The sequence below is a fragment of the Haloarchaeobius iranensis genome (assembly GCF_900103505.1).
Classification (GTDB): domain Archaea; phylum Halobacteriota; class Halobacteria; order Halobacteriales; family Natrialbaceae; genus Haloarchaeobius; species Haloarchaeobius iranensis.
On record NZ_FNIA01000033.1, the window covers coordinates 1 to 22,652 of the forward strand.

23 protein-coding genes and 2 pseudogenes are annotated in these 22,652 nt (G+C 58.7%); 10 read left to right on the forward strand and 15 right to left on the reverse strand.

The window, feature by feature from the left end:
- From BLT27_RS17505 to BLT27_RS17525, 5 genes and pseudogenes are all read right to left on the reverse strand, one after another.
- Positions 1–261: pseudogene (locus BLT27_RS17505) on the reverse strand (IS5/IS1182 family transposase); the annotation flags it as partial.
- Between the two features lie 60 nt (positions 262–321).
- A complete protein-coding gene (locus tag BLT27_RS17510) occupies positions 322–1,359 on the reverse strand; it encodes an RNA-guided endonuclease InsQ/TnpB family protein (protein ID WP_245707850.1) in 1,038 nt (345 codons plus the stop codon).
- Between the two features lie 59 nt (positions 1,360–1,418).
- Positions 1,419–1,778, reverse strand: a complete 360-nt coding sequence (locus BLT27_RS17515; protein ID WP_089736256.1) for a hypothetical protein — start codon at positions 1,776–1,778, stop codon at positions 1,419–1,421.
- 9 nt (positions 1,779–1,787) lie between these two features.
- A complete protein-coding gene (locus BLT27_RS17520; protein ID WP_089736291.1) occupies positions 1,788–2,078 on the reverse strand; it encodes a CopG family transcriptional regulator in 291 nt (96 codons plus the stop codon).
- Between the two features lie 117 nt (positions 2,079–2,195).
- Positions 2,196–3,167, reverse strand: coding sequence for an ImmA/IrrE family metallo-endopeptidase (locus BLT27_RS17525; RefSeq protein WP_089736259.1), 972 nt, complete (start codon positions 3,165–3,167; stop codon positions 2,196–2,198).
- A gap of 64 nt (positions 3,168–3,231) precedes the next feature.
- Here BLT27_RS17525 and BLT27_RS17530 point away from each other — a divergent pair, with 64 nt between their 5' ends.
- Positions 3,232–3,921, forward strand: coding sequence for a ribokinase (locus tag BLT27_RS17530; protein ID WP_089736261.1), 690 nt, complete (start codon positions 3,232–3,234; stop codon positions 3,919–3,921).
- A gap of 320 nt (positions 3,922–4,241) precedes the next feature.
- Here the strand turns inward: BLT27_RS17530 and BLT27_RS20620 are convergent, their stop codons facing one another.
- Positions 4,242–4,379, reverse strand: a complete 138-nt coding sequence (locus tag BLT27_RS20620; RefSeq protein WP_449267426.1) for a DUF7837 family putative zinc-binding protein — start codon at positions 4,377–4,379, stop codon at positions 4,242–4,244.
- Between the two features lie 351 nt (positions 4,380–4,730).
- On the opposite strand from BLT27_RS20620, the gene BLT27_RS17535 reads away from it, so the two are divergent.
- On the forward strand, positions 4,731–4,997 hold the full coding sequence (locus BLT27_RS17535) for an AbrB/MazE/SpoVT family DNA-binding domain-containing protein (RefSeq protein ID WP_089736263.1): 267 nt from the start codon (positions 4,731–4,733) through the stop codon (positions 4,995–4,997).
- A gap of 3 nt (positions 4,998–5,000) precedes the next feature.
- Positions 5,001–5,360 carry a type II toxin-antitoxin system PemK/MazF family toxin gene (locus BLT27_RS17540; protein WP_089736265.1) on the forward strand — a complete coding sequence of 120 codons (360 nt, stop codon included), beginning with the start codon at positions 5,001–5,003 and terminating at the stop codon, positions 5,358–5,360.
- Positions 5,361–5,676: 316 nt separating this feature from the next.
- Here BLT27_RS17540 and BLT27_RS17545 read toward each other — a convergent pair whose 3' ends face one another.
- The 4 genes from BLT27_RS17545 to BLT27_RS17565 form a co-directional block, all read right to left on the reverse strand.
- A complete protein-coding gene (locus BLT27_RS17545) occupies positions 5,677–6,675 on the reverse strand; it encodes a single stranded DNA-binding domain-containing protein (RefSeq protein WP_089736267.1) in 999 nt (332 codons plus the stop codon).
- A 547-nt stretch (positions 6,676–7,222) separates the two neighbouring features.
- Positions 7,223–7,408, reverse strand: a complete 186-nt coding sequence (locus tag BLT27_RS20265; RefSeq protein WP_245707854.1) for a DUF8158 family protein — start codon at positions 7,406–7,408, stop codon at positions 7,223–7,225.
- A gap of 140 nt (positions 7,409–7,548) precedes the next feature.
- Positions 7,549–7,890, reverse strand: coding sequence for a type II toxin-antitoxin system PemK/MazF family toxin (locus BLT27_RS17560; protein ID WP_089736271.1), 342 nt, complete (start codon positions 7,888–7,890; stop codon positions 7,549–7,551).
- On the reverse strand, positions 7,887–8,246 hold the full coding sequence (locus tag BLT27_RS17565) for a MarR family transcriptional regulator (protein WP_089736274.1): 360 nt from the start codon (positions 8,244–8,246) through the stop codon (positions 7,887–7,889). Before BLT27_RS17565 ends, BLT27_RS17560 begins: the two co-directional genes overlap by 4 nt.
- Positions 8,247–8,357: 111 nt before the next feature.
- Between BLT27_RS17565 and BLT27_RS17570 the strand changes: the two genes are divergently transcribed.
- The 3 genes from BLT27_RS17570 to BLT27_RS17580 are packed head-to-tail and all read left to right on the forward strand — an operon-like array spanning position 8,358 to position 10,531.
- Complete coding sequence (locus tag BLT27_RS17570) at positions 8,358–8,654, forward strand: DUF6884 domain-containing protein (RefSeq protein WP_089736275.1); 297 nt, start codon at positions 8,358–8,360, stop codon at positions 8,652–8,654.
- Positions 8,651–9,514, forward strand: a complete 864-nt coding sequence (locus BLT27_RS17575) for a GIY-YIG nuclease family protein (protein WP_089736277.1) — start codon at positions 8,651–8,653, stop codon at positions 9,512–9,514. The genes BLT27_RS17570 and BLT27_RS17575 overlap by 4 nt, the downstream gene beginning before the upstream one ends.
- Positions 9,515–9,571: 57 nt before the next feature.
- Positions 9,572–10,531, forward strand: a complete 960-nt coding sequence (locus BLT27_RS17580) for a DUF4268 domain-containing protein (protein ID WP_089736279.1) — start codon at positions 9,572–9,574, stop codon at positions 10,529–10,531.
- A gap of 95 nt (positions 10,532–10,626) precedes the next feature.
- On the opposite strand, the gene BLT27_RS17585 is transcribed toward BLT27_RS17580, so the two are convergent.
- From BLT27_RS17585 to BLT27_RS17600, 4 genes are all read right to left on the reverse strand, one after another.
- A complete protein-coding gene (locus BLT27_RS17585; protein WP_089736293.1) occupies positions 10,627–11,316 on the reverse strand; it encodes a hypothetical protein in 690 nt (229 codons plus the stop codon).
- A 13-nt stretch (positions 11,317–11,329) separates the two neighbouring features.
- Positions 11,330–12,007, reverse strand: coding sequence for a helix-turn-helix domain-containing protein (locus tag BLT27_RS17590; RefSeq protein ID WP_175526506.1), 678 nt, complete (start codon positions 12,005–12,007; stop codon positions 11,330–11,332).
- 225 nt (positions 12,008–12,232) lie between these two features.
- Positions 12,233–12,514: a DUF3006 domain-containing protein gene (locus tag BLT27_RS17595; RefSeq protein ID WP_089736281.1), complete on the reverse strand. Its 282-nt coding sequence runs from the start codon at positions 12,512–12,514 to the stop codon at positions 12,233–12,235.
- Positions 12,514–13,917 (reverse strand): lamin tail domain-containing protein, encoded by a 1,404-nt coding sequence (locus BLT27_RS17600; protein ID WP_089736283.1) that lies wholly within the window; start codon positions 13,915–13,917, stop codon positions 12,514–12,516. The genes BLT27_RS17595 and BLT27_RS17600 overlap by 1 nt, the downstream gene beginning before the upstream one ends.
- A gap of 178 nt (positions 13,918–14,095) precedes the next feature.
- Between BLT27_RS17600 and BLT27_RS17605 the strand changes: the two genes are divergently transcribed.
- The 3 genes from BLT27_RS17605 (at position 14,096) to BLT27_RS19345 (ending at position 17,707) form a co-directional block, all read left to right on the forward strand.
- On the forward strand, positions 14,096–15,031 hold the full coding sequence (locus tag BLT27_RS17605) for a homing endonuclease associated repeat-containing protein (RefSeq protein ID WP_089736285.1): 936 nt from the start codon (positions 14,096–14,098) through the stop codon (positions 15,029–15,031).
- A gap of 636 nt (positions 15,032–15,667) precedes the next feature.
- On the forward strand, positions 15,668–16,882 hold the full coding sequence (locus BLT27_RS17610; RefSeq protein WP_089736287.1) for an orc1/cdc6 family replication initiation protein: 1,215 nt from the start codon (positions 15,668–15,670) through the stop codon (positions 16,880–16,882).
- Between the two features lie 339 nt (positions 16,883–17,221).
- On the forward strand, positions 17,222–17,707 hold the full coding sequence (locus BLT27_RS19345; RefSeq protein ID WP_139172392.1) for a hypothetical protein: 486 nt from the start codon (positions 17,222–17,224) through the stop codon (positions 17,705–17,707).
- Between the two features lie 80 nt (positions 17,708–17,787).
- On the opposite strand, the pseudogene BLT27_RS17620 reads toward BLT27_RS19345, so the two are convergent.
- Positions 17,788–18,212 (reverse strand): annotated as a pseudogene (locus tag BLT27_RS17620) (IS6 family transposase); the annotation flags it as partial.
- A gap of 511 nt (positions 18,213–18,723) precedes the next feature.
- Between BLT27_RS17620 and BLT27_RS20060 the strand changes: the two are divergent.
- Positions 18,724–22,652 (forward strand): thrombospondin type 3 repeat-containing protein (locus tag BLT27_RS20060; protein WP_217639180.1); only part of this gene is annotated, 3,929 nt, incomplete at its 3' end.

Below are 22,652 nucleotides of genomic sequence, written 5' to 3' on the forward strand. Positions count from 1 at the left end.
CCGGTCGAACGATTTGTAGAGTGTGGTGAAGTCAGGCATATCGTCCGGATCTAGGCCAAGTGCGTCACAAATCTCGGTCATGTACTGTAGCCGATTCGGTGTTTCACGGTAGCTGTGGCCGTCTTCGAGCCGGAAACAATGGAGAACGACGTGCTTCCAGCGGGCGAACCCGCCGCTGGCGGGCTCGCCCGCGTGCTTTCCCAACGCTTGTTTGACTAGCTGCCGACACTGCTCAACGAAGTCGAGGAGATCAACTTCCATAGCCAGAATCGATTTCCTCGGCTTCGCCCTTCTAACCCGTGACAACCGTCGATTAGATCGCTATTCAACACGGCAGTTTTTCTCGTGCGTGAATCCACATTCGCCGTGACTGCAACGCTGACTCGTGTACGCTGGATTTACGTCATCCACGTCGATACCGTGTTCTTCGGCTTTGTACTCGACGTGACGTTGCAGCTCCTTGAACGCCCACTGCTGAAACTTTGAAGCGTTCGAGATACGCTTGCGGATATGATTCAAGTTCTCGAACGCAATCGCCGTACAATCGTTCTCCACGGCTTCTTGAACGAGTGCTTTGGAGATTCGGTGGAGGTAGTCCGCACTCCATCGGGCGAATCTGTCACCAACCGATTGAATCGTGAGATGGGCCGAGCGAGTGCCTGTCTGTTGCAAGTTTCCACGGCGACGTTCGTATTCGTCGCGGCGGTGATTGAGGTAGTCTGCGTTTCCGAGGAACGCTCCTGTGCTGGTGACGGCGACGTATCCATCCACGTTCAAATCCACACCGAGAACCACTCCGTTCTCGGATTCTTCATCGCAAGAAGGTTCAACGTCTTTCTTCACGGCGACGTGGAGGTAGTACGTTCCGTTACGCTTGTGGAGCGTTGCTTCTCGTTTCTCCCATTCGTCAGTCCAGTAGTCCTCGAATGGCGTCCCTTCCTCGTTGACAGGCGTGACGTATTCTGCGGTCACTCGTTTGCCGGTGGTGGCGAGGGATACGTGGTCGTCGTTGTACGTGATGGTTCGACCGTTGTACACGACGACTGTGCCTTTGAACTCGGGCTTGCTTGCTCGTTCACCGTCGAACTTGCGGTCTTTGCAGTTCCCGAGTGCAGTAGCCGCAAGGTTTCTCGCGGATTGAACGAGGCTGGATTGCAGAGAGAGTTCATCACGAACGTCAGAATACGTCTCTTTGTGGAGCGTGTTCTTCGTGTCCGTGATGTTGTAGGGGTTGTCATTCCATCCGTGGTCAGCGACGTGTTGCGCTGCTTGTCGGAACTGCTCGAACGTCTCATCAAGGACTTCAGCCCCCTCGTTGGAAACGTCGAGTTTGACTTGGATGTTCCGAACAACCTCCATACTTCATTAGCAGAGATAAAACCATTTAAAATTATATGTATGTCGGGGAGTCAGTATTGCTATCGAACGTGGGTTGGGAAGGGTAATGTCGGCTTCCTCCCCGAGGTCAAGCCTCGGGGTATCCGCCTTGAACTTTCGATGAACTCTGCGTCGAGTTCGTTGGCAAGAGCGGCCGTGTTTCCCTCTCCAATGTCGATACGCGACGTTTCCACAGCTGACCCGATGTCGTGGACCCTCATCTGGTCGGTGTTGTCGAGGACGCATTGTGCGGCCCGTCCATGGCTGTCGTCGTACTGGGCGGTATCAGTCAGTCCCTCGAGGACTGTTTCAGTGGTCCGGACATCGTATTCGGTGAGCAGAGTTTCGAGGAGGTCGACTGTTGCGACTGAGATGAGGGCGCTTGTGTCCGCGACGATCATGCTCTCACGCTACAGTTCCGCGAGGTCTACGCCCTGTTCCAGGATGGCTTTCGATGCTCGGACGGATTCTGCGTCCTGCCTGCCGATGAACTCTTTTAGAACGTCGAAGCTGATTCTGTCGTCGAGATAGAGCTCGACAACTGCTTCCTTGAACTGGTCGTCGTCTTCAACTTCGTTAAGATACTCTTGGAGTGCTTCGATGACGGTCTCGGTCCTGTTCTTGTGAGTGATCTCCGCTGCGACATCGGCTTTCTCCACAAGGTTCACGGGGAGTCGGAAGTTGACTCGTGTGCTTCCCATGAGCAGGCACCACTTGTACATACAATGTACGCACACAAGTATAGATTTTGAGGCGAATTATTCGTTCAGACCGTATGAACGCTGGGGGGAACGGAACTCCTGTCGGTCGGTCTGGTGCTACTGTGTCAGTTCGATCGCCTCGATGATCTCCTGTGCGGTGTCCACGATACGCTGTAATCGCTTCTGAATCGTTTCTGCTGGGTCTCCATCCCAGGCAGCGACGTAGAACGCGCTGTTCGAGGCATCGAGCCCGAAGTACTGCGAGACCACGTAAGCAGTGCTCTCGGCTTCGACCTCGCGCTTCTTCCGTTCACCCGGATCATCGACGTCGAAGTGTAGCAAGGCGTGAGCGTACTCGTGTGCGAGCACACTGGCCACCTGCGCGTCGTTGTCGACGTCCTTGACTTCGACGAGCAACGAGCAGTCGTACGTGCTGCGCTCGGTACAGACGCCTGCAGCGTCTCCGTGGGTCCAGTCCTCGGGAGATACGAGGTTCACACGGACACCCAACTCCGGTGCAGCCTCGAGGAGCGCGTTGAGTATCTCGTCTTCACTCCCGTCGCCGTGGGCGGTCGTATCGAGCTCGGGGAGGGGCTCGCCTTCGGTCTGGGAGACGTCGAATACTGGGACAGGTTTGAATCCGACCAGCCCCTCGTCCCAGTCTTCGGGTGGAGTGTCGTCGTACTCGCAGTCGGTATTCTCGTGGTAGGACGGAGAGTTCCCGCACTCGGGGCACTTCGTGGTGATGATCGGCGCCCAGATCCATATGGCCGATTCGTCCTCCTGGACGTGTCTGTCGAACTCGTTTCGCCAGGCGTTGTAGCCAGCTACTTTCGTCGCTTCCGGGTACTGACGCTTGATCAGGAGCGTGTTCCGGTAGGAGTAGTCGTGGAACTGTGACTGGACATCCAGCCACTCCTGGAGTTCTGCGCTTGCTCTCGCTTCGTCCGAGAGCTCGGCGAACTGTTCGACCCACTTTTCGAGCGACTCGTGCATCTCGTCGCGACGACTGTCGGAATCGTCGAACTCGACTCTCGACCGGGAGTCGTCGGGCTCGGTGCTATCGGTCTGAGGTGTCTCGCAAGACATCGAGAATCTCCGAGGGAGGGTTTGCTCTCCCTCACCTGGTTAGGGAGCAATAAATTGCCTCTCGATGGACGTCTGGGACCGCGAGGGCGTCGACGCCAGCGCAGTCTCACAGGTCGAGACGCATACTGGCGTTGGGACTGTCCTGGTCGATGACCGCGGCGAGAACGAGATTGTAGTGGTCCCTGGTGCGAACTACCACCTCGGGTGCGAGCAGGTAGCCGACGCGGCAGACCGAATTGACGAGTGCGACGTTTTGCTCGTCCAACTCGAGGTCGATGACGACGCAGTTCGGGCCGCCGTCGAGACCGCTGCCGAATGTGGGGTTGATGTCGTGTTGAACCCAGCACCGGCCCGTGAACTCCCGATGGATGTGCTTCGGAACGTCGACTACTTGACGCCCAACGAGAGCGAGGTGCGTGTGCTCGCTGGACTGTCACCGGACGAGGACGTAGACGTGGGCGCGGACCTGCCGGAACTGGGTGTCCGCACCGTCGTCACGACTCGAGGTGGAGATGGTGCCATTGTCCGGGACGCGGATGGTCAAACGCACGTTCCAATGCCCACAGTCGACGTCGTCGACACGACAGGGGCGGGAGACGCGTTCAACGCCGCGTTCGCCGTCGCGCTGGACGACGGGGCATCGACAGTCGAAGCGACACGGTTCGGCTGTCGGGCGGGGGCAGTGACGACAACCGAGTTCGACGTCGTCCCAGCCCTCCCGCCCCTCGATGACATCGAAACAGTGGGCGACTGAAGAGGCAAAGCGGTGAAGAACTGCCTATCCTTTTGTGAGGAGAACACCCTGGCGTTGACGAGGCCTTCCCCGTCTCGTATACGCACCAGAACTGCCGGATCTGGGGACGACGACTAACTGGTATTCAGCAGACAGGGGAAGCCTCGCCGTGTACAGCGAGGAGGATGTCACAACTCGTACCGAGCGATATCACTACAACTACATTCGGGACATGAATTCTGTGCCTTCTCTAAACTGGTCCCACAGGATCGACACTCGAGGAGTTCCGTTGCATCGGCCGATCTCGGAGAGAGCCGCTTTAGTATTCGTAACATATTGACTTACAGTGGGTCGACGACATCCTGACACTCGGGACATTCAGCCCAGACACCGCCTGCATACTCAATCAGGGTGTGATGAGACAGAATCTCACAACCGCAGTACGGGCAGTCACCGAGGTATGGGCCCTGAGTGCTCATCTGAGTGTGAAAGCGTGTGACTGAGGGTCGCAATGCCCTCTACTATTCTCTGAGGAGATGAGGTCACATATACCTCAGTGAACCAAGGTGAAAGTGAAAACAGCGGTTAGTCTTTCAGTCAACTGGGGGTCCGAAACGTCGGGGGTCTGGTCCCGGCGATTGGAATTGGTGTTAACCGACAAGAGAAACTTGCCTGGCGGCTGTTGGTTAATCCAGCACCAGCCAGCGAAAACAGAGTCCACGACGAACCGACGATACCGATTTTTATTGCGTTCGGTCCATCACTGGGAGGGTTCGTACTGACTGCCTTCTCCCCGAAGGTTTATCCGCATGAATAAGATATGAATATGTATGAGTAAGGGTGAACGTCGGAAAATCGGGAAGCGAGGCCAAGTGACGATCCCCAAAGAGTTGCGAGAGCGGTTCGGAATTAAGGGAGGAGACGATGTCGTGATTCACGAAGAGGCAGGGAAACTCGTTATCGAACGACCGGTCACTCGTGAGGAGTTAGCTGAGGGGTATCGCCAGTCTGCCAATCGGACCAGCGAGCTCACTGAAGAACTGGAGGGTGTCTCGACGGAGGCTAATGAACACCTAGGCGATGCCCCAGAGTGGTAGTGGATGAGCTTGTCTGTCCGTCGAGGGGATGTTGTTATTGTCGAGCTCGATCCGACACAGGGATCCGAACAACGGGGAACGCGTCCATGTCTCGTCGTGCAGAATGACGTTGGAAATGCAAACGCACCGACAACAATCGTTGTTCCGTTCACCACCTCGTTCGGCGAGCAACTCTACCCGTTTGAAGTGCTCGTTCCTGCCGAAGAGTGCGCGCTTCGGGAAGACTCGGTCGCGCTCTGTAGTCAGATTCGAACCATCTCAATCGAGCACCGTCTCACCGATAACCTCGGCTCGATTCCGCAAGAGCGGATGGACGAGGTCGATACCGCACTCGAATACAGCCTCGGCCTCACCGAGATCTGAGAAGGATTGTAGAACTTTTTCGTGCGTTCCATCATCCCAGATTCTAACAGTTTTTCACAGGGGTGGCACCGACGTACTCAATTGGACTATCCGTTTTCCTGATAGAGGTCGTGGCTGCGCGCGCAACGAGTGAGACGAACGGAGGGACGGAGTGAGTCTCAGGAGCGAGCACGGAGCGGAGGGTGGGGAGGTGGGGATGCGGTGCCAGACGGGAGACGAGCGGACAGGGCGAGCACACAGATAACTGCCACACCTACACCGGTGCGTCGGCAAAAAAGAAAGGGCCAAATATGGCCGAAAGAAAAATCTTGAGAACTCAGTCCCGGAGCACGTCCAGGCGTTGCTCGGTCGACCCACCGCTGAAGTCCGCGTGGGTCACCGTCCCGTTTCGCGGGCTTGGACCGTCACCGCCTTCGAGCACGGTCACCTCTGACTCCGATGTTACCGCCAGCGTCGGGTCACCACCGTACCAGCCAACCTCACAGTTCAGCAGTCGGACCCGGTCACCCTCGCGGAGCACCGCCCCGACCCGCGAGCGTTTCCAGATGGTCAGCTTCGCCGTCCCGGAGCCGTCATCGAGCACGCCGACCTGTTGCTGGTTGACCGCCGCCGGCTGGTAGAGCGTTTTCACCTCGGCTTCGACGTTCGCCTGAATCGAGTACTTTGGATGACCCATCCACTCTTCGAGGGTCGCGATGGGCTGGACTGCGTCCGTCCCCTTCGCCAGCTCTTCGTTCGTCTTGAGAACGGCTGCCGTCAACCCCATATCCTGGCACGCGACTTTCTCCGCGAGCTGCTTCGCGTAGGCTCCCCGAGACGGGCCACGGAAGCGCTCCGCCAATTGCATCCCGTATCGGTTTACCCCGCCCAGGGTCTTCGCGTCGAGTCGTTCACGCGGGTCGATGTCCGGATCGCCACCGCTCCCGAGCACGCCCCGTTCTCTGAAGTCACGGACGCGCTTACTGGATTCCTGCTCCGTCTGCACTCTGCATGACGACTCTCTGTCGATGCCTACCTCTGCAGCCGCCAGTGCACGGTCTCGCTGCCGCGCCAGCTCTTGCTCTTCGGCCAGCCGCCGCTCCTCCGCTTCGAGCGTCGTCCCGTACGGATGGTCCAGACCGGCCTTCCGGCTCCAGTCGTAGTCGATTCGACCCTGCTTCTCGAGTTCTACCGTGGGTCGCAGCTCAGGTGCGTGGTCCCCACAGGCAGCCTCTGCGAGCAGTTCGCCGTCGTCCTCGACCGCGGCCTCGAGGGTCAGCTGTTCAGTCGCCTGTACGTCCGAACCTTCATCACGGATCGTGTTTCTACTAGACATTGGAATCTACCTGATTCCGAAGGCGCTCACAGAGCGTCCACAACCGCGATCATCACTCGCGGTTTTTCTGCATCACCGACCGGCCAGACACGTCTGCGCGCTCTCGCTCGCGCCTTCGCGAGCGCCCTTGGGCGCGAGCGAGAGCGCGCCAGCGTCGATCACAGAACCAGCACCGCGCGCCGACCCGCCCGGAGCGAGCGTCCAGCGGAGTAACCGTGTGGGGGTGAGCACCGACGGCGCGCAACCCCCCGCGGTTACCCGCTGGCGTCGAGACCAGATGCCCGGAACGGGCGCGGGCGGTGCGGAGAGCGCCCGCATGCCCGGACTGGTCGGTCGCGAGCGAGCGGAGGGCGGCACGCGGCGAGCGGTGCGTGCCGTCATGGATACACCTGTTCAGCCGGCTACGTCGCTCGGTGAGCCATCCACTGTCCTGGTGGACTCAGAAAGGGCGAGGCCGGCTCGGTCGTCCCCGACCCCGCAAGCACCGCAGGCACGAGGAGCGCAGCGCGGGTCGCGGGACGTCGAGCGGCCGAGGGCTTTCGAAGAGCTACGCTAGCTGTTCCGTATTCAGCACGTCGAGAGTCTGTGTCGCGACCGTCCCGATCTGGACTCCATCCAGTGGCGCAACATCGTGGTCTGCAGCAGCGGTCCGAAACGGGACGCCGTCGACGAGGATACGGTGGATGACTGCCTGGACAACTGATTCCCCGTATCGATCGACGACTGTAGCCATCGTCGCATCGAGATGTGCATCCGGGTGGTTTGTTCGCGGATTAGCAGCCCAGGAGAGAATGCGTTCACAAACGCTGTCGACCGATACATCGTCCCGAGTGCCTGTTCGGTCTTGGACATCGTACACGGTCGGGTGATCGGTCATTCCTCGGTCGGTGGTTCGAGATAGGTCTCGAGAGCCTCGACGACAGTCTGAACAAACGACTCCTCTAGCCGGCCCTGCCGCCGAACAATCGCGGCGTGCTTCGGGGAAGCCACCACCCACGGCGAGGCGTAGCTCTGGCGCGGCATCCCGCCCTCGACCCAGTCAGTGTCTTCGAGGGGAATACCTTCGTCGTGTGGTGTCGTCGTCAGCGTGACGGTCATGTACTCCTCGTCGCCGAACGGGTGGCTGTCGTTGTTGAGAATCAGCCACGGCCGCGGGTTCTCACCGGATTTGAACGGGTCGGGGCCCCAGACGACATCGCCTCGCTGATAGCTCATTCAGTGTCCTCGTCGTCGACGGCATGTTTCAGCCACTCGTCCATGTCCTCTTCACCGAAGCGGTCGTTGGCTGTTCGCGTGCTCTCGGCCATGTTCGTGTAGGCAGCGACGTCGTCGGCTTCGCCGAGCGCCCAGTAGTTGCCTTTGTGACGGACGAGCCCGCGATCTTCGAGACGCGAGAGGACAACGCTGATGCTGCCAGCTTTCACGTCGGTGGCGTCGCGGATTTCGCTCTGGGTGAACGCCTGGTCGGGATGCGAAGCGAGGAACCGCATCACGCGGTCGGCGTTCGTCTCTCCACGATTCTGGAGGTGGTCCTCGGGAGAGGATTCGAACGTCTCGATATCGATTGGCATATGTATTCTGTTGTCTTCGAATGTATTAGGCGTATCGACGTATTTGCAGCGAAGCCCTCATCCGACGGCGACTGGGAAACTGAATCTGTCGAGTAAGAACACGATGCGTGGGTGATTCTCTCCTCACTGCATCACGTATTGGACCAAGATGGAGCGAAGATTGCACCGTACGATAAGATACTGACGACAGCTGGCATCGAGGAACGACGGGAGTGGGCCGATGTCGTTGCTGCAGAGCTGGATGGCCGGAATCTCCTCCGAGAGGACATGACCCTTGTCGTGCACGCTGGGAAAGCCTACTACGAGGAACTACTGCCAAAGCTGGAAGCGACATTAGTCTCGATCGAGATTCCCACCGAGGGCTTGATGTTCGGGGAGACGCTCGCCTGGTACAACGAACACCTATGACTGAGAGCGATGTCGAGTCAGAGCGATGGTTCGGGCTGGACTGGTCTGACTGGGGGCCGCTGAAGAAAGAAGAGGGCCACCTCGCTACGGCTCCTACTGATGAGGGTCTGTACCGTGTTCGACATCCAGACTATGAGGGCTTAGTGTACATCGGAGAAACGGGACGAAGTACGAGCGGTCGTATTCACTCACTCGCCAGAGGAGCGTTCTCGGACGAGATGCCATTCCGAGATCCCCACACGGCGGCTCCGTGTCTCTGGGCAATCCGCGACCGAGACGGGCCAGACCTCGAGATCTCATGGACAACGCCAGATCGAGCGACCGAGAAACAGCCTCGAAAAGGGATCGAGGCAGCGCTGATTGCTCTCCACCGCCGGGAGATTGGACACAGCCCGACCGCGAACTTCGGTCGCATCATCGAGGGCTACAAACAATCGGGCTACAGCAGCGACGGCTTTGTCGGTGGGCCACTCTCCGAAGACGAGACTGAACCGAACACGGAACCCGGTGTGGGCCCGCTCGAATGGACGGACCACGAGCGTCCACTCAGTACGGATTGGATGGGACTCGACTGGACTGAGCCGGAGCCATTGGATGAGGTCTCGACTGACACGCCCACAACAGATGGACTGTACCGACTCTGGAATGCGGGTGATCCTGAACCGCTGACGTATATCGGGGAGAGTTCGAATCTGAAGAGTCGGTTGTACTCCCATCGACGAGAACGAGACGGGGAGCTGCAGTACAGCTATACCGTCTTAGATGAGCACAACGCCCAGCACAAGCGACAGGAGGTCGAGACCGAACTCATCGGTGCACATTGGGTATCCTACGAGTGTGCCCCCGTGGACCAGTTCTAACTCGAAGGCTGCCTCTTGGGGAGAAGGTTCATTGATAGGTTCTGAGTAGATACTGGCATGACAGCGTCAAACCCGGAGTTCGATTCTCTCACCCGGCAAGACGTGCGGGAGTACTGGGAACACGAAGAGCAGGATTTCACGCCCTGGCTGGCGAGGGCGATTGAAGGCGATGACCCATCAGAACTCGAGGACGCGCTTGGCCTCGATCTTGAAGTACTCGAGCGCGAGAAACGGGTTGGAAAGTACAGTGTCGACATCTACGCGAGGGTTGTGGACGATGGGCGCAAGGTGGTCATCGAGAATCAGCTCAACACAAGTGACCACGATCACCTGGGGAAAGCAATTGCCTACGCCGCAGGAGTCGACGCAGATATCATCGTCTGGATTGCTCCACAGTTCAACGACGAACATACAGATGCATTCCAGTGGTTGAACTCGAGCAGCCGGGAGGGCATCAATCTGTTCGCAGTCCGGCTGGAGGTTTGGAAGATCAGTGATTCGGAGCCAGCCGTTCGCCTGAATCCCGTCGAAGAACCCAGCGCCTGGAAAGAGATGGCGAAACGAACCGATGAGGAACTCTCTGAGACAAAGACACTACAGGAACAGTTCTGGACTGCGTTTGCAAACCGAATCGAGGAGACTGGCTCACAGCTTAGTGCTCGGAAACCCAGACCACAGCATTGGTACAACAATCCGATAGGGCGGGGTGGCTTTGCGTTGAAGTTCACACTCAATTCGGTCGAAAATCGCCTGGCGTGTGGGCTACTGATACGGGATAACGCGGACGCGTACAGGGAGCTTGAGAGCCAACGAGATGAGATTGACCCGCGGTTCGAAGAGGATCTCGAGTGGGTCGAGCCCGAAACGACTCGTGCGGGGAAGGAGCGAAGCCAAATAATTGTCACTCGTGATGCGGATCTGAAAAAGGAAGACGAGTGGGATACGTATCTTGCCTGGTTACTTGAACAAGGCGAACGGTTCCACGATGTATTCCACGACCGAGTCCGTACCCTGTAATAATTGTAGAACAGAGAAAAGAAGCCTCACAGCCGACATCTATAGAGTAAGGTGAGAGATGCCAGACTAACTAGTGCCTTGACCTTTCGAAGAATCTAGTGCAGCTGCTCCCGCTGTTTTCGCAAGAATGAGACGAGATTGCCGACAGCATCAGCAGGGAGCTCCTCTTGTTGAAAGACGCCTTTGAACGAGTCTTCGAACCCGTCCTGCTGGAGTCGGTTGAGGACGAGCTCAATCTGCCCGTCGAGTTTCTCGGGATCTCCACGGTGGAGATGCCGTTCGATTCGGTCGAACTCCGCCTGGGTGCTGATGACGACGAGATCGCGGGTATCTGCCAGCCGGCCACTGTGTAGTTTCATCGCGAACAGGAGTGCTGGCTCCGGGATACGGCCGTCCAAGTCATCCGTCGCATCGATGGACTGGATGCTACTATGCTCGTGCAGGTAGCGATACGACCATTCGGCGTCGGTCTGCCGGCACCGCATCGCGTCGACGAGGGCCTCGAAGGTCACGGCATTCTCGCCGACTGGCTTCTGGTACTGGATCATTCGCCCCTCGTACTCGTTCGAGACGTCTTTCTCGAACTCCTTCTCGTATCCGAGCTCACGGAGTAGTGCATCATAGTCGTCCAGGGCGGTCGCGGGAACGACCGTGTCGATATCGGTGGTGAACCGCGTCTGGAAGGCGGACACAGCCCAGCCACCGACGAGGACATACGGTAGTCCGGCAGTCTTGACTGCACGATGCGTGTCGATGAGTTCGGATTGACGTTCAGGAAGGCTCATTCTAGAGTAGTTGTTAGTCCGCATCCATCGCACTGTGGTGCGAGGCATCAACGTCGACGTCGTACTCGTCGGCGATGATTTCCAACGCGGGCTCGTACGCTGGCCGGTTCTGCATCATCTGATCTACTGCAGTCTCCAAGGGGACGACCGGATTCCCATCCACCCACTCGACGTCGATACCATCGGATTGCGGGAACAACACGTAGTGCACGTTCCCGTCGACGTCGCTGGCGTCCGGACGCTCGTTGATCGACGTCTCGATTCCATACTGTTCGAAGAACGCGAGCCACCGTTCGATGTCCTGATCGTGGACCTGGATGAACACGGGATAGTCGTCGTGGCTGCGGGCGATCTGGTACCCACCGTGCGTCCAGACGTACGCGGCGTCGATCTCGGTGTACGCGAACTCCATGCCGGCGAAGTGCGGGATTCTGTAGGAATCATCCTGTGAGACCGTGTCCCGACTGTACACTGCAGCCATCATCTCGGCGTACTGCTGTCGCATCCCGTGGTCGACGACCTGGATTCCAGTATCGGTATTTGCGATAATATCTGCGGCTTCCAACCGTTCGATCCAGTCGTAGGTCCACGAGTACGATTTCGCGATCTTGTTTGCGATACGATTGATAGAATCTCCGCGCTGTATCGCTAAGACAATTTTTGCAGCCGTTGCGTCGATTAAGTCCTCCATCTGTAAATGCAACCCATTCCAGGAGCGCTGAACTCGGTCTTGATTATCGCTAACGCGATGATGACTAATAGAAGTTCCGTCGTGGTGAGCTAGCGATTGGGAAGGTAGGCTGGTCACACAATCGTACCAACTGACTTGGTTGGTCTCGCTGCGAGGTCTCATATCGTCAGTCCCCAACCTCCCGGGGCCAAACAAACGCTCAGTCGAACCGAACGTAGCTGTCAATCACTCCGTTCCCGAACGCTCGTCCGGTAACTCGGTCGATAGGCGGTCGAATCGTGACTGCGCATCAGTACGGCGCTGCTCTGTGTCCTGTTCTCGGTAGCGAAGCGAGACCGTCTCGTCCGAGATCTCGAGCTCGAAGATGGCGTCCTGATGGCGGCCAGCTCTCGGGAGCATGTCACGCGCCACGTTCATCTCCTCGACCTGCTCTCCATCCTGCTCGAGCAGCAGGACGGCGGTCGATTCCTCGAACCGGTCGAGAACGGCGGTGTAGGTTTCAGGCATCAGTAGCTCTCCTCAATGACGACGGTCCCATCGTCAGTACGTACAATCACAGTATCCCCGGCGTTGTTCCAGACCGCAGTCTCCTGCCCCCAGTACAGGTCGGTCGCTGAATCGGTCCCACTCCCGCTGTGGATGGTCACACGCTCGCCGGGTGCCAGCGTGAAGCCGTCGGGGAACGCGAACGTCTTCCCGGCCTCGTCGACGAGCTCCCAGCCACTCAGGTCCAGCGTCGCATTGCCGCTGTTCTCGAGGACGACGTACTCATCGTTGAGGTTCTCGTTGTCGTTGCCCTCGGCATCGGCGTTGATGTCCACGAGCGAGAGCTCGCCACCACCGTCGGTGGCGATGTCGGTCGCGGGCGCAACCGACCCACTACCCACAATCGTCTCTCGGACGATCGCCTCGCTGTAGGTGCCTGGTTCGACGAGGTCTCCGGAGCGGAGCGACGTTGGGTCAGTCGGCGCTTCGTTCTGGGTCGCGATACTGACCGCGCTCCCGTTGCTGTACACCACGACGTTTCCGTGCGTCGCAGTCCAGTAGGTCGGAATCGAGCGGCTGGCGAACCGCTGGAGTGCTTCCTCGTGGGGGTGGCCGTACTGGGAATCGTACGCGCTTGTGACCACCACGACCTGTGGCTGGACGGCGTCGAGGAGGCTCGACCGGGAGCTGGACCGACTGCCGTGGTGGCCGGCTTTGAACACGGTCGAGTCGAGCTGGTTGCCGTACTCCTGGACGAGTGCCGACTCACCCTCGACTTCGGCATCGCCTGTGAACAGGAAGCTGGTCTCGCCGTGGGTCACGCGGAGCACGAGACTGTTCTCGTTGCGCTGGTCGTTCGCGAGGAGGTCCTGTGGTGGGCCGAGCACGGAGACGTCGACACCCTCCACGGGCATCTGTGCGCCTTCGCGGGTCTGGTAGAGCGACACGTCGTATTCCTCGATGGCGTCCAGGTATCGACTGTAGGTGTTCGAACTCGACGAGAGACCGGGATCGTAGACGGCGCCGACGCCCTCGCCCTCGGTCTTGAAGTACTCGATGACCGCTGCGTGGCCGCCGATATGGTCCGCGTCGGCGTGCGAAGTCACGAGATGGTCGATGCGGTCGATGCCGATCTCCTGCAGGTAGTTGATTACGTACTCCCCTTCTTCCGGCCAGTCCCCGCTATCGATGAGCATCGTCTCTCCGGTCGGCGTGATCAGCAGAGTGCTGGCTGACTGCCCGACGTTGATGAAGTGGACTTCTAGCGTGCCGTTCGCGGTTACCGCGTTCCCACCCTCGGCTGTGGGTGGGCTGTCGGTGGGGTCATCTCCGTTCGTTGTGGTTGAATCGGTGACGGCCGCACAGCCAGCGAGACTGACGAAAAGGACGACGACGAGAACTAGCCTGCCGCGTGAAACGCGCATACAGCGTGGATTCAACCGGAGTGACAAAAGTGTACCCTTGCCCCGAATCGCATGGAGGGAGAGAGTCAGGGACTATTGAGGGGCTGTTAACCAACAATTCCACTTTACGATACGCGTTCCGAAATCAGAACTCCTTCCAGTGAGGACTGCCGTTGAATAAATAGGCAGGGGTGAGACAGTGAGCCAGAAACAGCATCTACTGGATGAACTCGTCGACCTCGGGGAGGAACTCGAACGAACGCCCACGCTAGCAGACGCGATGGAGAGAGACGAGTTTCCGACGCTCGTCGAATTTCAGGACGAGTTCGGGTCGTGGTATCGGACACTGTGGAGGGCGGGGTTCACCCCGAATGGCCCGCCGAGCTACTGGACGAAAGTGGACATCGAGGCAGCATTGGCTGCGCTCGGAGACGTCCCCGATGACCCACCAGTGACGGGCGACCTCCAGCAGAACGCGGTCTATCCGTCACTGTCCGTGGTTCACGACCGGTTCGAGAGCTGGGAGGCTGCCCTCGAGGCAGCTGGTTACGAGACACCGGTACGTCCGACACAGAAGTGGACTGCAGACCGGCTTCTGGACGACCTGAACGAGCTCGGCGACTCACTCGGACGGAAACCGAAGGCGGTCGATGTCGCACACGATGCGGACATGGCCGCACCGAGAACGTACGACCACGTCTTCGGATCCTGGAACGCCGCCCTCAAGGAAGCTGGATTCTCCGCAACGCCAGTCGGTACCCCACGAGAGTATTCGGACGAGGAACTCATCAGCGAACTCCGGTCGATAGCTGCAGAGATCGATCGACGACCACGGATGACCGATGTCGAAGAAGATGATGAGTCTCCATCTCCGAGCGTGTTCAGGGACCGGTTCGGGACCTGGCCTGCTGCGCTGGCGGCTGCGGATATCGAACCTAAGTTCGAACGAGCACCGCAGTACACCGAATCAGATCTTCTCGACGCACTCCGAACGCTCGCGGAGCGAGTTGATCGGCCTCCGAGTATCGGTGACCTGCGTGAATTCGACGATCTCCCGGCGCCAGTGACCTACTATCGCCGATTCGAGTCGTTTACCGAGGCACTGGAGCGCTCCGGACTTAACTCAAAAACGTGACTCTCCACGAACGGGATCGTTGACTTTCCTGAAACACAGTTCGGCGTGCTCCCTCGAAAAAGCACTGGAAGCAGTGGGGTGGTATCGCTGGTACTGCGTGCGGTTTTGGACAGTGAAAGCATTGGAACTAGTGGGGGTGCTGACGCCCCGATGAAAAGCATTGGAACCAGTGGGGTGGGAGCGTGGTCCCCCATCCCACGTCGTATTGGCCACACCTCTCGTACCGAGTGAAAGCATGGCATCGAAAGGCCTCGAGATGGCACACCACTATGTCCAGTGTCTTCCCCGGTGTTGTCTTGTGGTTTAGACACCACTATGTCCAGTGTCTATTATATATCCAAAGTGGACACAGACACACCACTATGTCCAGTGTCTCGGTGTTCTAGCATGGGGCGGGTTCTTAAAGAACTATACACATGAGAAAAGTTTAAACCATGATGCTGTGAGCTAGTCCGTAGGATACCAATTACCCAGCTTAGACAGGGTCACGCGACAACCAACAGCAGCAGCTGCCTACACCAGCACTCTAAGACACTGGACATGGTGGTGTGTGTCTCCCGCAGTCTTGGGACACACAAGACACATCAGACACGGTGGTCCCTAGATTTATAATCTCACCGAGACACCACGTGCAGTATGGGGTTGTTCGAGCCGGACACCGACATCTATCGCGACCGTGACGCCCTCCGCGAAGACTACCAGCCAACAGAAATCATCGGCCGCGACGACGAACTCAACCGGTACATCAGCGCTCTCCAACCCGTAATCAACGGTGACCAACCCAACAACATCTTCCTCTACGGCAAAGCCGGCGTCGGTAAAAGCGCCTGCACGCGCTACCTGCTCGACGAACTCAAACAGGACGCCACCCGGCACGACGTCACCCTGTCGACGATCTTCACGAACTGCGAAGACCTCAACACGAGCTATCAGGTCAGCGTCGAACTCGTGAACGAACTCCGACCGCCGGACGACCAGATCAACACCACCGGCTACCCACAGCACCGCGTCAACGAGATGCTATGGGAGGAACTCGACAGCCTGGGCGGAACGGTCATTATCGTGCTCGACGAAGTCGACCACCTCAGAAACGACAGTATCCTCTACCAGATCCCGCGGGCTCGCGCGAACGGCAACCTCGACGATGCGAAAGTCGGCATCATCGGCATCTCGAACGACTTCAAATTCCGTGACACGCTGTCGTCGAAAGTCCAATCGAGTCTGTGCGAGAAAGAACTGCAGTTCCCAGCGTACGACGCGGAGGAACTTCGCGCGATTCTCCGCCAGCGCGCCGACACGGCGTTCTATGACGACGTGGTTTCGCAGGACGTGCTGGCGCTGTGTGCGGCGTTCGGCGCACAGGACGCCGGGGACGCTCGGCAGAGCCTCGACCTGTTGATGGAGGCGGGTGACTTGGCGGCCGAGGAGAATGTGGAGGAACTCACCGAGTACCACGTCAGGGAGGCGCGGTCGCGAATGGAGGAAAGCCGCGTCAAGGACGGAATTATCGGGCTAACGGATCAGGGGAAGCTCGTGCTGTATGCGTTGTTGATGACTGAGCAGGCTGGGAAGACGCCGACCAGGGCGCGTGAGCTGCAGGCGCGGTACGAACTCGTCTGTGATCGGTATGGTGTGAGCCCGTTGGTGCCGCGTCGGATGCGTGACCATCTGAACGAACTGGCGATGCTCGGGATTGCGAACTCGAACGAGCGCAACGAGGGCGAGGCGGGCGGCCGGTACTATGAGTACGAGCTCGCGACCGACCGCGAACTGTTGTTGGATGCGCTATCGGATACGGTGGATAACGTCGGCGACCCAGAACGCTTGAAACAGCAGTTTCAGCGCTCGTAGCCCGAGAAGACACTGGACATGGTGGTGTGTGTTGGTGGTATAGGGTCACCATTGGAAAGACACTGGACACAGTGGTGTGTGGGGAGCTTCTGGACACGTCGGATTACTCGAGAACGTTCCCTCTCGCACGGTGATTAACCAACACGAATTCGTCTGTTGGTTAACTCATCTCCACGGTGTCGTGGTTACATTGCGTCAAGATGGCTCTATTAAACCCCATTAGTTCAACATAGCTCTCTCTGAAACTGGTGTTAGGTAGGTGTACGAACTTGTTAATACTATATTGCGCGATATTATTACCCCTCCCTTTGATGGTTGTGTGAGGTAATCACAAGAGGCATGGTTGAAATCAACATCGACCCGGAGGATCTTAAAGAGTACAAGAAACGAGGTGCTCCAACCGAACATCCGACGAAACGTGTCGCAAAATCAACGACAGCGCGGATAGGAGACGGGTTGGGTAGGAGTAATGATTCTGAAGATGAGATATTCGAGATGTGGGTTGATGCAGCTGGTCCCGACCGGAATGTGTTTCGGTCTGACGAGGAAACGTTCCCACCGGTGTCGCGCCTCGCGGATTTCGTCGTTGTGTACAAGGAGGTTGACATTGGCGGGTATCGCGTTGATGCGGTGCTCCGCCATCCGAACGGAGCATGGGAGCTCATCGAGGTGAAGCGCGACGGGAAAGTGGGTCTCTCTGTTCTCGGACACCTCATTGGCAAGAGAGTCTTGTTTGAAGATCAATTCATGCTTGGCGGCCGGTATCCTGTTCCGTGCTTTCTGAGTCGATCCCGTCACGGTTTGAGGACGTGCTTGATAAGGTAGCAGCGTCGTATGACGTAGCCCTCACTGCGAAGTGTCCCTGACTCTTGGTGTTCGTCGTGCTGCATATAGTTGCTGTACTAGTCAACAAGAAACACGGTGTCTGAGAGATCGTGTTCCTCGGCGAGGCCAGAGAGAAACGCAGCTGCTGGGTCGGTGCCGTGCCGTCCAAACAACGCGACATCATGAATTAACTTTGTGTCGAGGTCTATTGCAGCATACAACCAAGACCACTCTCCATTTATCTTGACAGCGGTCTCGTTGACCGTGACGGCGAAGCCGTCGGCAGGTCTGAGACGCTGTCAGCAACCCGATGTACCCAGTTCCAGACCGCTCCGTGCGAGCGTTCAACGCCTAGGTCAGCGAGAATGGAAGTTGTTTCCCTAAGCGAACACCCGGTCGCGTGGAGCCGGACGGCGACGCCCGTCAGGGCGTTCGCCGTCCGCTCACGCTCCCAAGTTTCTTCTAAATCCGCCGCTAAGAACTCGCTGAGCAGGTCTGCGAGCATTGTCCCAAACAAGCTCAACGATCTGCTCGCTTCTCAAACTGGCTTATCTAGACAGTGCCCTGTCGAGGAATGTGATTTCTCGAGATCCTTAACCAACACTAACCCTTTGTTGGTTAATAGTCGTGCTAACTTCGTTCAACATCATCGGGTTGTCACTGCGCTTCAGATTCCAATCACCGTCTAACACCGCGAGTAACAACGTTCAACACGAATCCGTGATGAAAATTGTTAACACGGATTCTGGATGGTTATTAAAAATTTTGGCCACAGAAGGCCGTGATAGGCAATTTCTAGGCAAAAGCTGGCCAGAAGAATTAAACACAGTTCCGAGAGACAACCGGCTAACATGAGAAATTTGAACGGAACGAAGGCCGTGATTTTTGCCCTCCTTATTGTAACCTCAACGTTCACACCGGTTGCTTTTGCTCACCCCTCAAATTCCGCTGACACATTGCCTCACAGTACGGAATCACGATCTGCGACGACACCACAACAGACCCTCCCAGAGCTGTTGTCCGATACCGGTCCGCGGTTCCAGCGCGATGTCGCGCGCTCCCAAATCCAGTCGCTCGAGACGAACGACAACTGGGGGCTCGAACGAAGCAAGGACCGGGCCATCGACCTGCTCAATGACTCTTTCTCCACCTATCGCGACCCCATCCGCGTGGACTCCCGCACCGTGTTCTACAGCGATGTCTCGACGGTCCGTGCACTCTCGCGCTTCGGTCGTACCGACCAGCGCGGCAGCGTCGACAACGCGACCCAAATTCTCGTGCAGGCCGACCGCTGGACCGCCAACGCATCCCTCCAAGATGCACGAAGGGCGCTCAACCAGACGAGTGGACTCTCCGCCGAGGACCGTCACACCGTCGAGTCACATCTCGAGCTGGCCGAGCGGTCGATGCAGTGGGCCGACCACTATCGTGACCGCGAACCGCGCGCTCGCTCTGAGCGCGGCGCGTTCCAGCAGCGAATGCAGTACCGGGCACAGGCCATCCTCTACTACGGTGCCGCCTGGCACCACGCTCAGGAGGCTCTCGACGAACTCGACGACGAGACCGCGCCGAACGTCACCATCCTCACGCGCTCGGACCCCGCCCACAACGGCAGCATCGAACGCCGCATCGTCGGAACAGTCTCGGACCCACGAGCATACGAGCTCGGCAACGTCACTGTCACCCTGAACGACGGTGACACCGCCACCGTCCCACTCAACGCGACGACCGCCCCCGGCGTGAACGCCACGTTCCAGTTCAACCTCACGCTCACACAGCAGGTCAATCGCGTGAACGTCTCCGTCGCCGAACCAACGGATGACGACGACTCCGGCTGGGACCGCCGCGGGCGTGGCAACCGGGGTCGGTCGAATACCGCCCGAAACGGCCAGAGTTCCTTCTGGTGCGAGATATTCTCCTGCGAAGAGCCTGCTGACACGACGGACTCGGACGTACTCCGTCTCGACGCCGACGGACTCACCGACCAGTATGAGACCAGCCGGACCGAGACCGACCCGCTCGGCCCGGACAGCGACTCCGCTGCGACCGACGCGAACGAGGCGGGCAACGGCACCCTCGACGGCCTCGAGGACTTCGACGACGACGGGCTCACCTCGGTCAGGGAGGCACGGAACGGGCTCGACCCGGTCGACCCCGACACCGACGGCGACCGGCTCGAGGACGGCCTCGAGTTCGTCACGCGGAACCTCGACCCCGCGCTCGCCGACACCGACGACGACGGCACGCCCGACGGTGCGGAGGACTTCGACGGCGACGCCCTCACGAACGTCGAGGAACAGGCCATCGGCACCGACCTCCTCAACTCGGACACCGACGCAGACCAGCTCGACGACGGCTACGAGAACGACACCACCAGAACAGACCCGCTGGCCGCCGACAGCAACACCACGCTCGCGCCGGGCAACCAGGCCGGAAACGGAGTTATCGACGGCGAGGAGGACTTCGACAACGACACGCTTCCCACGCACGTCGAGGCCAACGAGGGCACGGACCCCTTCGCGGTCGACACTGACGCCGACCAGCTCACCGACCCGTTCGAGGTCACATGGGACGTCGTCGACGCCACCGACAACGACACTGACGCCGACGGGATCCTCGACGCGAGCGAGGACCACGACAACGACACGCTGGACAACCTGCGCGAGCAGCAACTCGGGACGAGCCCCGTCTCGAACGACACGGACGCCGACGGGCTAACCGACGCCTACGAAATCCGGGTGACGAACACGACGGCGACGCTCAACGACAGCGACTCCACGCGGACCGATGTCGACGAAGCCGGCGACGGCACCCTCGACGGGGCGGAGGACTTCGATGGCGACGGTGTCGAGACAGAGCTCGAGGCGACCATCGGGACGGACCCGTTCGACGCCGACACCGACGACGACCAGCTGACCGACGCCTTCGAGCACGAGTACGACTCCGGGCTCGACCCGCTCGCGAACGACACCGACGGCGACAACGAGAGCGACGCCGTCGAGGACCCCGATACTGATACGCTCGACAACCTCCGCGAGCAGAACCTCGGCACGCACCCGTTCGAGGCCGACTCCGACGGCGACAACCTCACCGACGGCTACGAGGTCGACACCACGGAGACGCACCCGGTCATCCCGGACTCGGACTCGAACCGGACAGTCCCCGACGAGGCGAACAACAGCATCGTCGACGGGAACGAGGACTTCGACGACGACGGCCTGATTACCGCATTTGAGGTCGGACTCGGAACTGAACCATTCGACCCGGATTCAGATGATGACGGGCTGCACGATGGATTCGAAGCAAACTATTCGGTCATCTCTGCAGTTTCGGCTGATACCGACGATGACAACGTTTCAGACGCGGCAGAAGACCACGACTCGGACACGCTGACGAACCTCCGAGAGCAGCAGGTCGGGGCAAGCCCCGTGTCGAACGACACCGACGGCGACGGACTGCTGGATGCATTCGAGGTGAATCAGACGTTGACTGCTCCGGATGGAGCAAATTCGAATTCGTCTGCAACCCCCAGTGACGAGGGAGCAAATAACCTGAGTGACGCTTCAGAGGATCTCGACGGTGACGGGCTTTCGAATCTGGAGGAGCAGGAGATTGGGACGGATCCGCTCGCAGTAGATACGGACGAGGATGGCCTTGTTGATGGATACGAGGTCAATGTAACCGGGACCAGTCCGCTACTGAACGATAGCGACTCGGTCGAGACACCCGTAAACGAGTCTGGAGACACCGTCATCGACGGACTCGAAGACTTCGATGACGACGGTGTCATCGCCTTCCACGAGTGGTACTACAACACGAGTCCGTTCAGTGCGGACACAGACGCCGACAATCTCTCGGACCGCTACGAGGCCAACTGGTCGGTGTTCCAGGGGTTCACCGCGGATTCCGACGGCGACGGGGTTGGCGATGCACTGGAGGACACGGACAACGATAGCCTCACCACGCTGCAGGAGAAGCAGAATGGGACGTCACCGGTCAGTGCGGACACGGATGGAGACGGTCTCTCAGACTACGAGGAAGTCGTAGGGAACACCTCGCCTCTGGATGCGGACACGGATGGCGATGGTCTCTCCGACTACGAAGAACTCCAACTCAATACGGACGCCACCAGTAGCGACACCGACAACGACGGCGTGCGTGATGGAAACGAAACCTACGACTCGGACGTCTCCGACAACGAGACTGGTACTTCCATCAGCGTCACCGGAGAAGGATACCTCGGGGATGATGTTGGAATTCAACCACAGGCAACGTACCACAACCAGACCGAATCGCGCCGCTCGCCAGTCGTTCAGGTGACCGAAAGCGATGCCGTTGAAAGCGCGACGGTCACGATGCAGTACAACGAAAGCACCACCGAGAACCCGGAAAACCTGGCCATCTACGAATACGACCTCGAGAGTGGTATCTGGACACGGGCGAACACGACTCTGAATAGTACGAATGGCACGGTGTCGACGACGACGACGAACCTGACGTACTATACGGTGTTCAACTCGACGCAGTGGCAGGAGGAAACGACTGTAGACGGTCCAGCGTCGAACTTCTCCTCGGTCGAGTGTACTGGGTCGTGCAGTGTCGAGAACGGCGTGTTGGTGATTGGCGGTTCCAGGTCAGCCTCGATTTCAGAGTCCAGTTCGAACAACAGCTCTGGCGGGATTTCGACCCTGGGTGTCAGTGGCCCTGGTGGCGGTGATGAAGAGGACACGGATGGAGACGGGGTAGCGAATGCGGTTGACAACTGCCCAGGCACGTCCAACCCGGGACAGACAGACTCCGATGGCGACGGGGTTGGAGACGCCTGTGACAGTACCAATGATGGCGGTAATGGTGGCAGTGGTGGAGACGACGGTAATACCGGTGGCAGTGGTGGAGACGACGGTAATACCGGTGGCAGTGGTGGAGACGACGGTAATACCGGTGG

Bases quoted from the DNA above. Each gene is read 5' to 3' on its own strand.
- BLT27_RS17535 (WP_089736263.1), top strand. From the start codon at position 4,731: ATGAGTAAGGGTGAACGTCGGAAAATCGGGAAGCGAGGCCAAGTGACG.
- BLT27_RS17540 (WP_089736265.1), top strand. From the start codon at position 5,001: ATGAGCTTGTCTGTCCGTCGAGGGGATGTTGTTATTGTCGAGCTCGAT.
- BLT27_RS17595 (WP_089736281.1), bottom strand. From the start codon at position 12,514: ATGCCTGAAACCTACACCGCCGTTCTCGACCGGTTCGAGGAATCGACC.
- BLT27_RS17565 (WP_089736274.1), bottom strand. From the start codon at position 8,246: ATGCCAATCGATATCGAGACGTTCGAATCCTCTCCCGAGGACCACCTC.
- BLT27_RS17530 (WP_089736261.1), top strand. From the start codon at position 3,232: ATGGACGTCTGGGACCGCGAGGGCGTCGACGCCAGCGCAGTCTCACAG.
- BLT27_RS17585 (WP_089736293.1), bottom strand. From the start codon at position 11,316: ATGAGCCTTCCTGAACGTCAATCCGAACTCATCGACACGCATCGTGCA.
- BLT27_RS17575 (WP_089736277.1), top strand. From the start codon at position 8,651: ATGACTGAGAGCGATGTCGAGTCAGAGCGATGGTTCGGGCTGGACTGG.
- BLT27_RS20265 (WP_245707854.1), bottom strand. From the start codon at position 7,408: ATGGCTACAGTCGTCGATCGATACGGGGAATCAGTTGTCCAGGCAGTC.
- BLT27_RS17545 (WP_089736267.1), bottom strand. From the start codon at position 6,675: ATGTCTAGTAGAAACACGATCCGTGATGAAGGTTCGGACGTACAGGCG.
- BLT27_RS20620 (WP_449267426.1), bottom strand. From the start codon at position 4,379: ATGAGCACTCAGGGCCCATACCTCGGTGACTGCCCGTACTGCGGTTGT.
- BLT27_RS17590 (WP_175526506.1), bottom strand. From the start codon at position 12,007: ATGGAGGACTTAATCGACGCAACGGCTGCAAAAATTGTCTTAGCGATA.
- BLT27_RS17610 (WP_089736287.1), top strand. From the start codon at position 15,668: ATGGGGTTGTTCGAGCCGGACACCGACATCTATCGCGACCGTGACGCC.
- BLT27_RS19345 (WP_139172392.1), top strand. From the start codon at position 17,222: ATGGTTGAAATCAACATCGACCCGGAGGATCTTAAAGAGTACAAGAAA.
- BLT27_RS17560 (WP_089736271.1), bottom strand. From the start codon at position 7,890: ATGAGCTATCAGCGAGGCGATGTCGTCTGGGGCCCCGACCCGTTCAAA.
- BLT27_RS17525 (WP_089736259.1), bottom strand. From the start codon at position 3,167: ATGTCTTGCGAGACACCTCAGACCGATAGCACCGAGCCCGACGACTCC.
- BLT27_RS17520 (WP_089736291.1), bottom strand. From the start codon at position 2,078: ATGGGAAGCACACGAGTCAACTTCCGACTCCCCGTGAACCTTGTGGAG.
- BLT27_RS17510 (WP_245707850.1), bottom strand. From the start codon at position 1,359: ATGGAGGTTGTTCGGAACATCCAAGTCAAACTCGACGTTTCCAACGAG.
- BLT27_RS17515 (WP_089736256.1), bottom strand. From the start codon at position 1,778: ATGATCGTCGCGGACACAAGCGCCCTCATCTCAGTCGCAACAGTCGAC.
- BLT27_RS17580 (WP_089736279.1), top strand. From the start codon at position 9,572: ATGACAGCGTCAAACCCGGAGTTCGATTCTCTCACCCGGCAAGACGTG.
- BLT27_RS17600 (WP_089736283.1), bottom strand. From the start codon at position 13,917: ATGCGCGTTTCACGCGGCAGGCTAGTTCTCGTCGTCGTCCTTTTCGTC.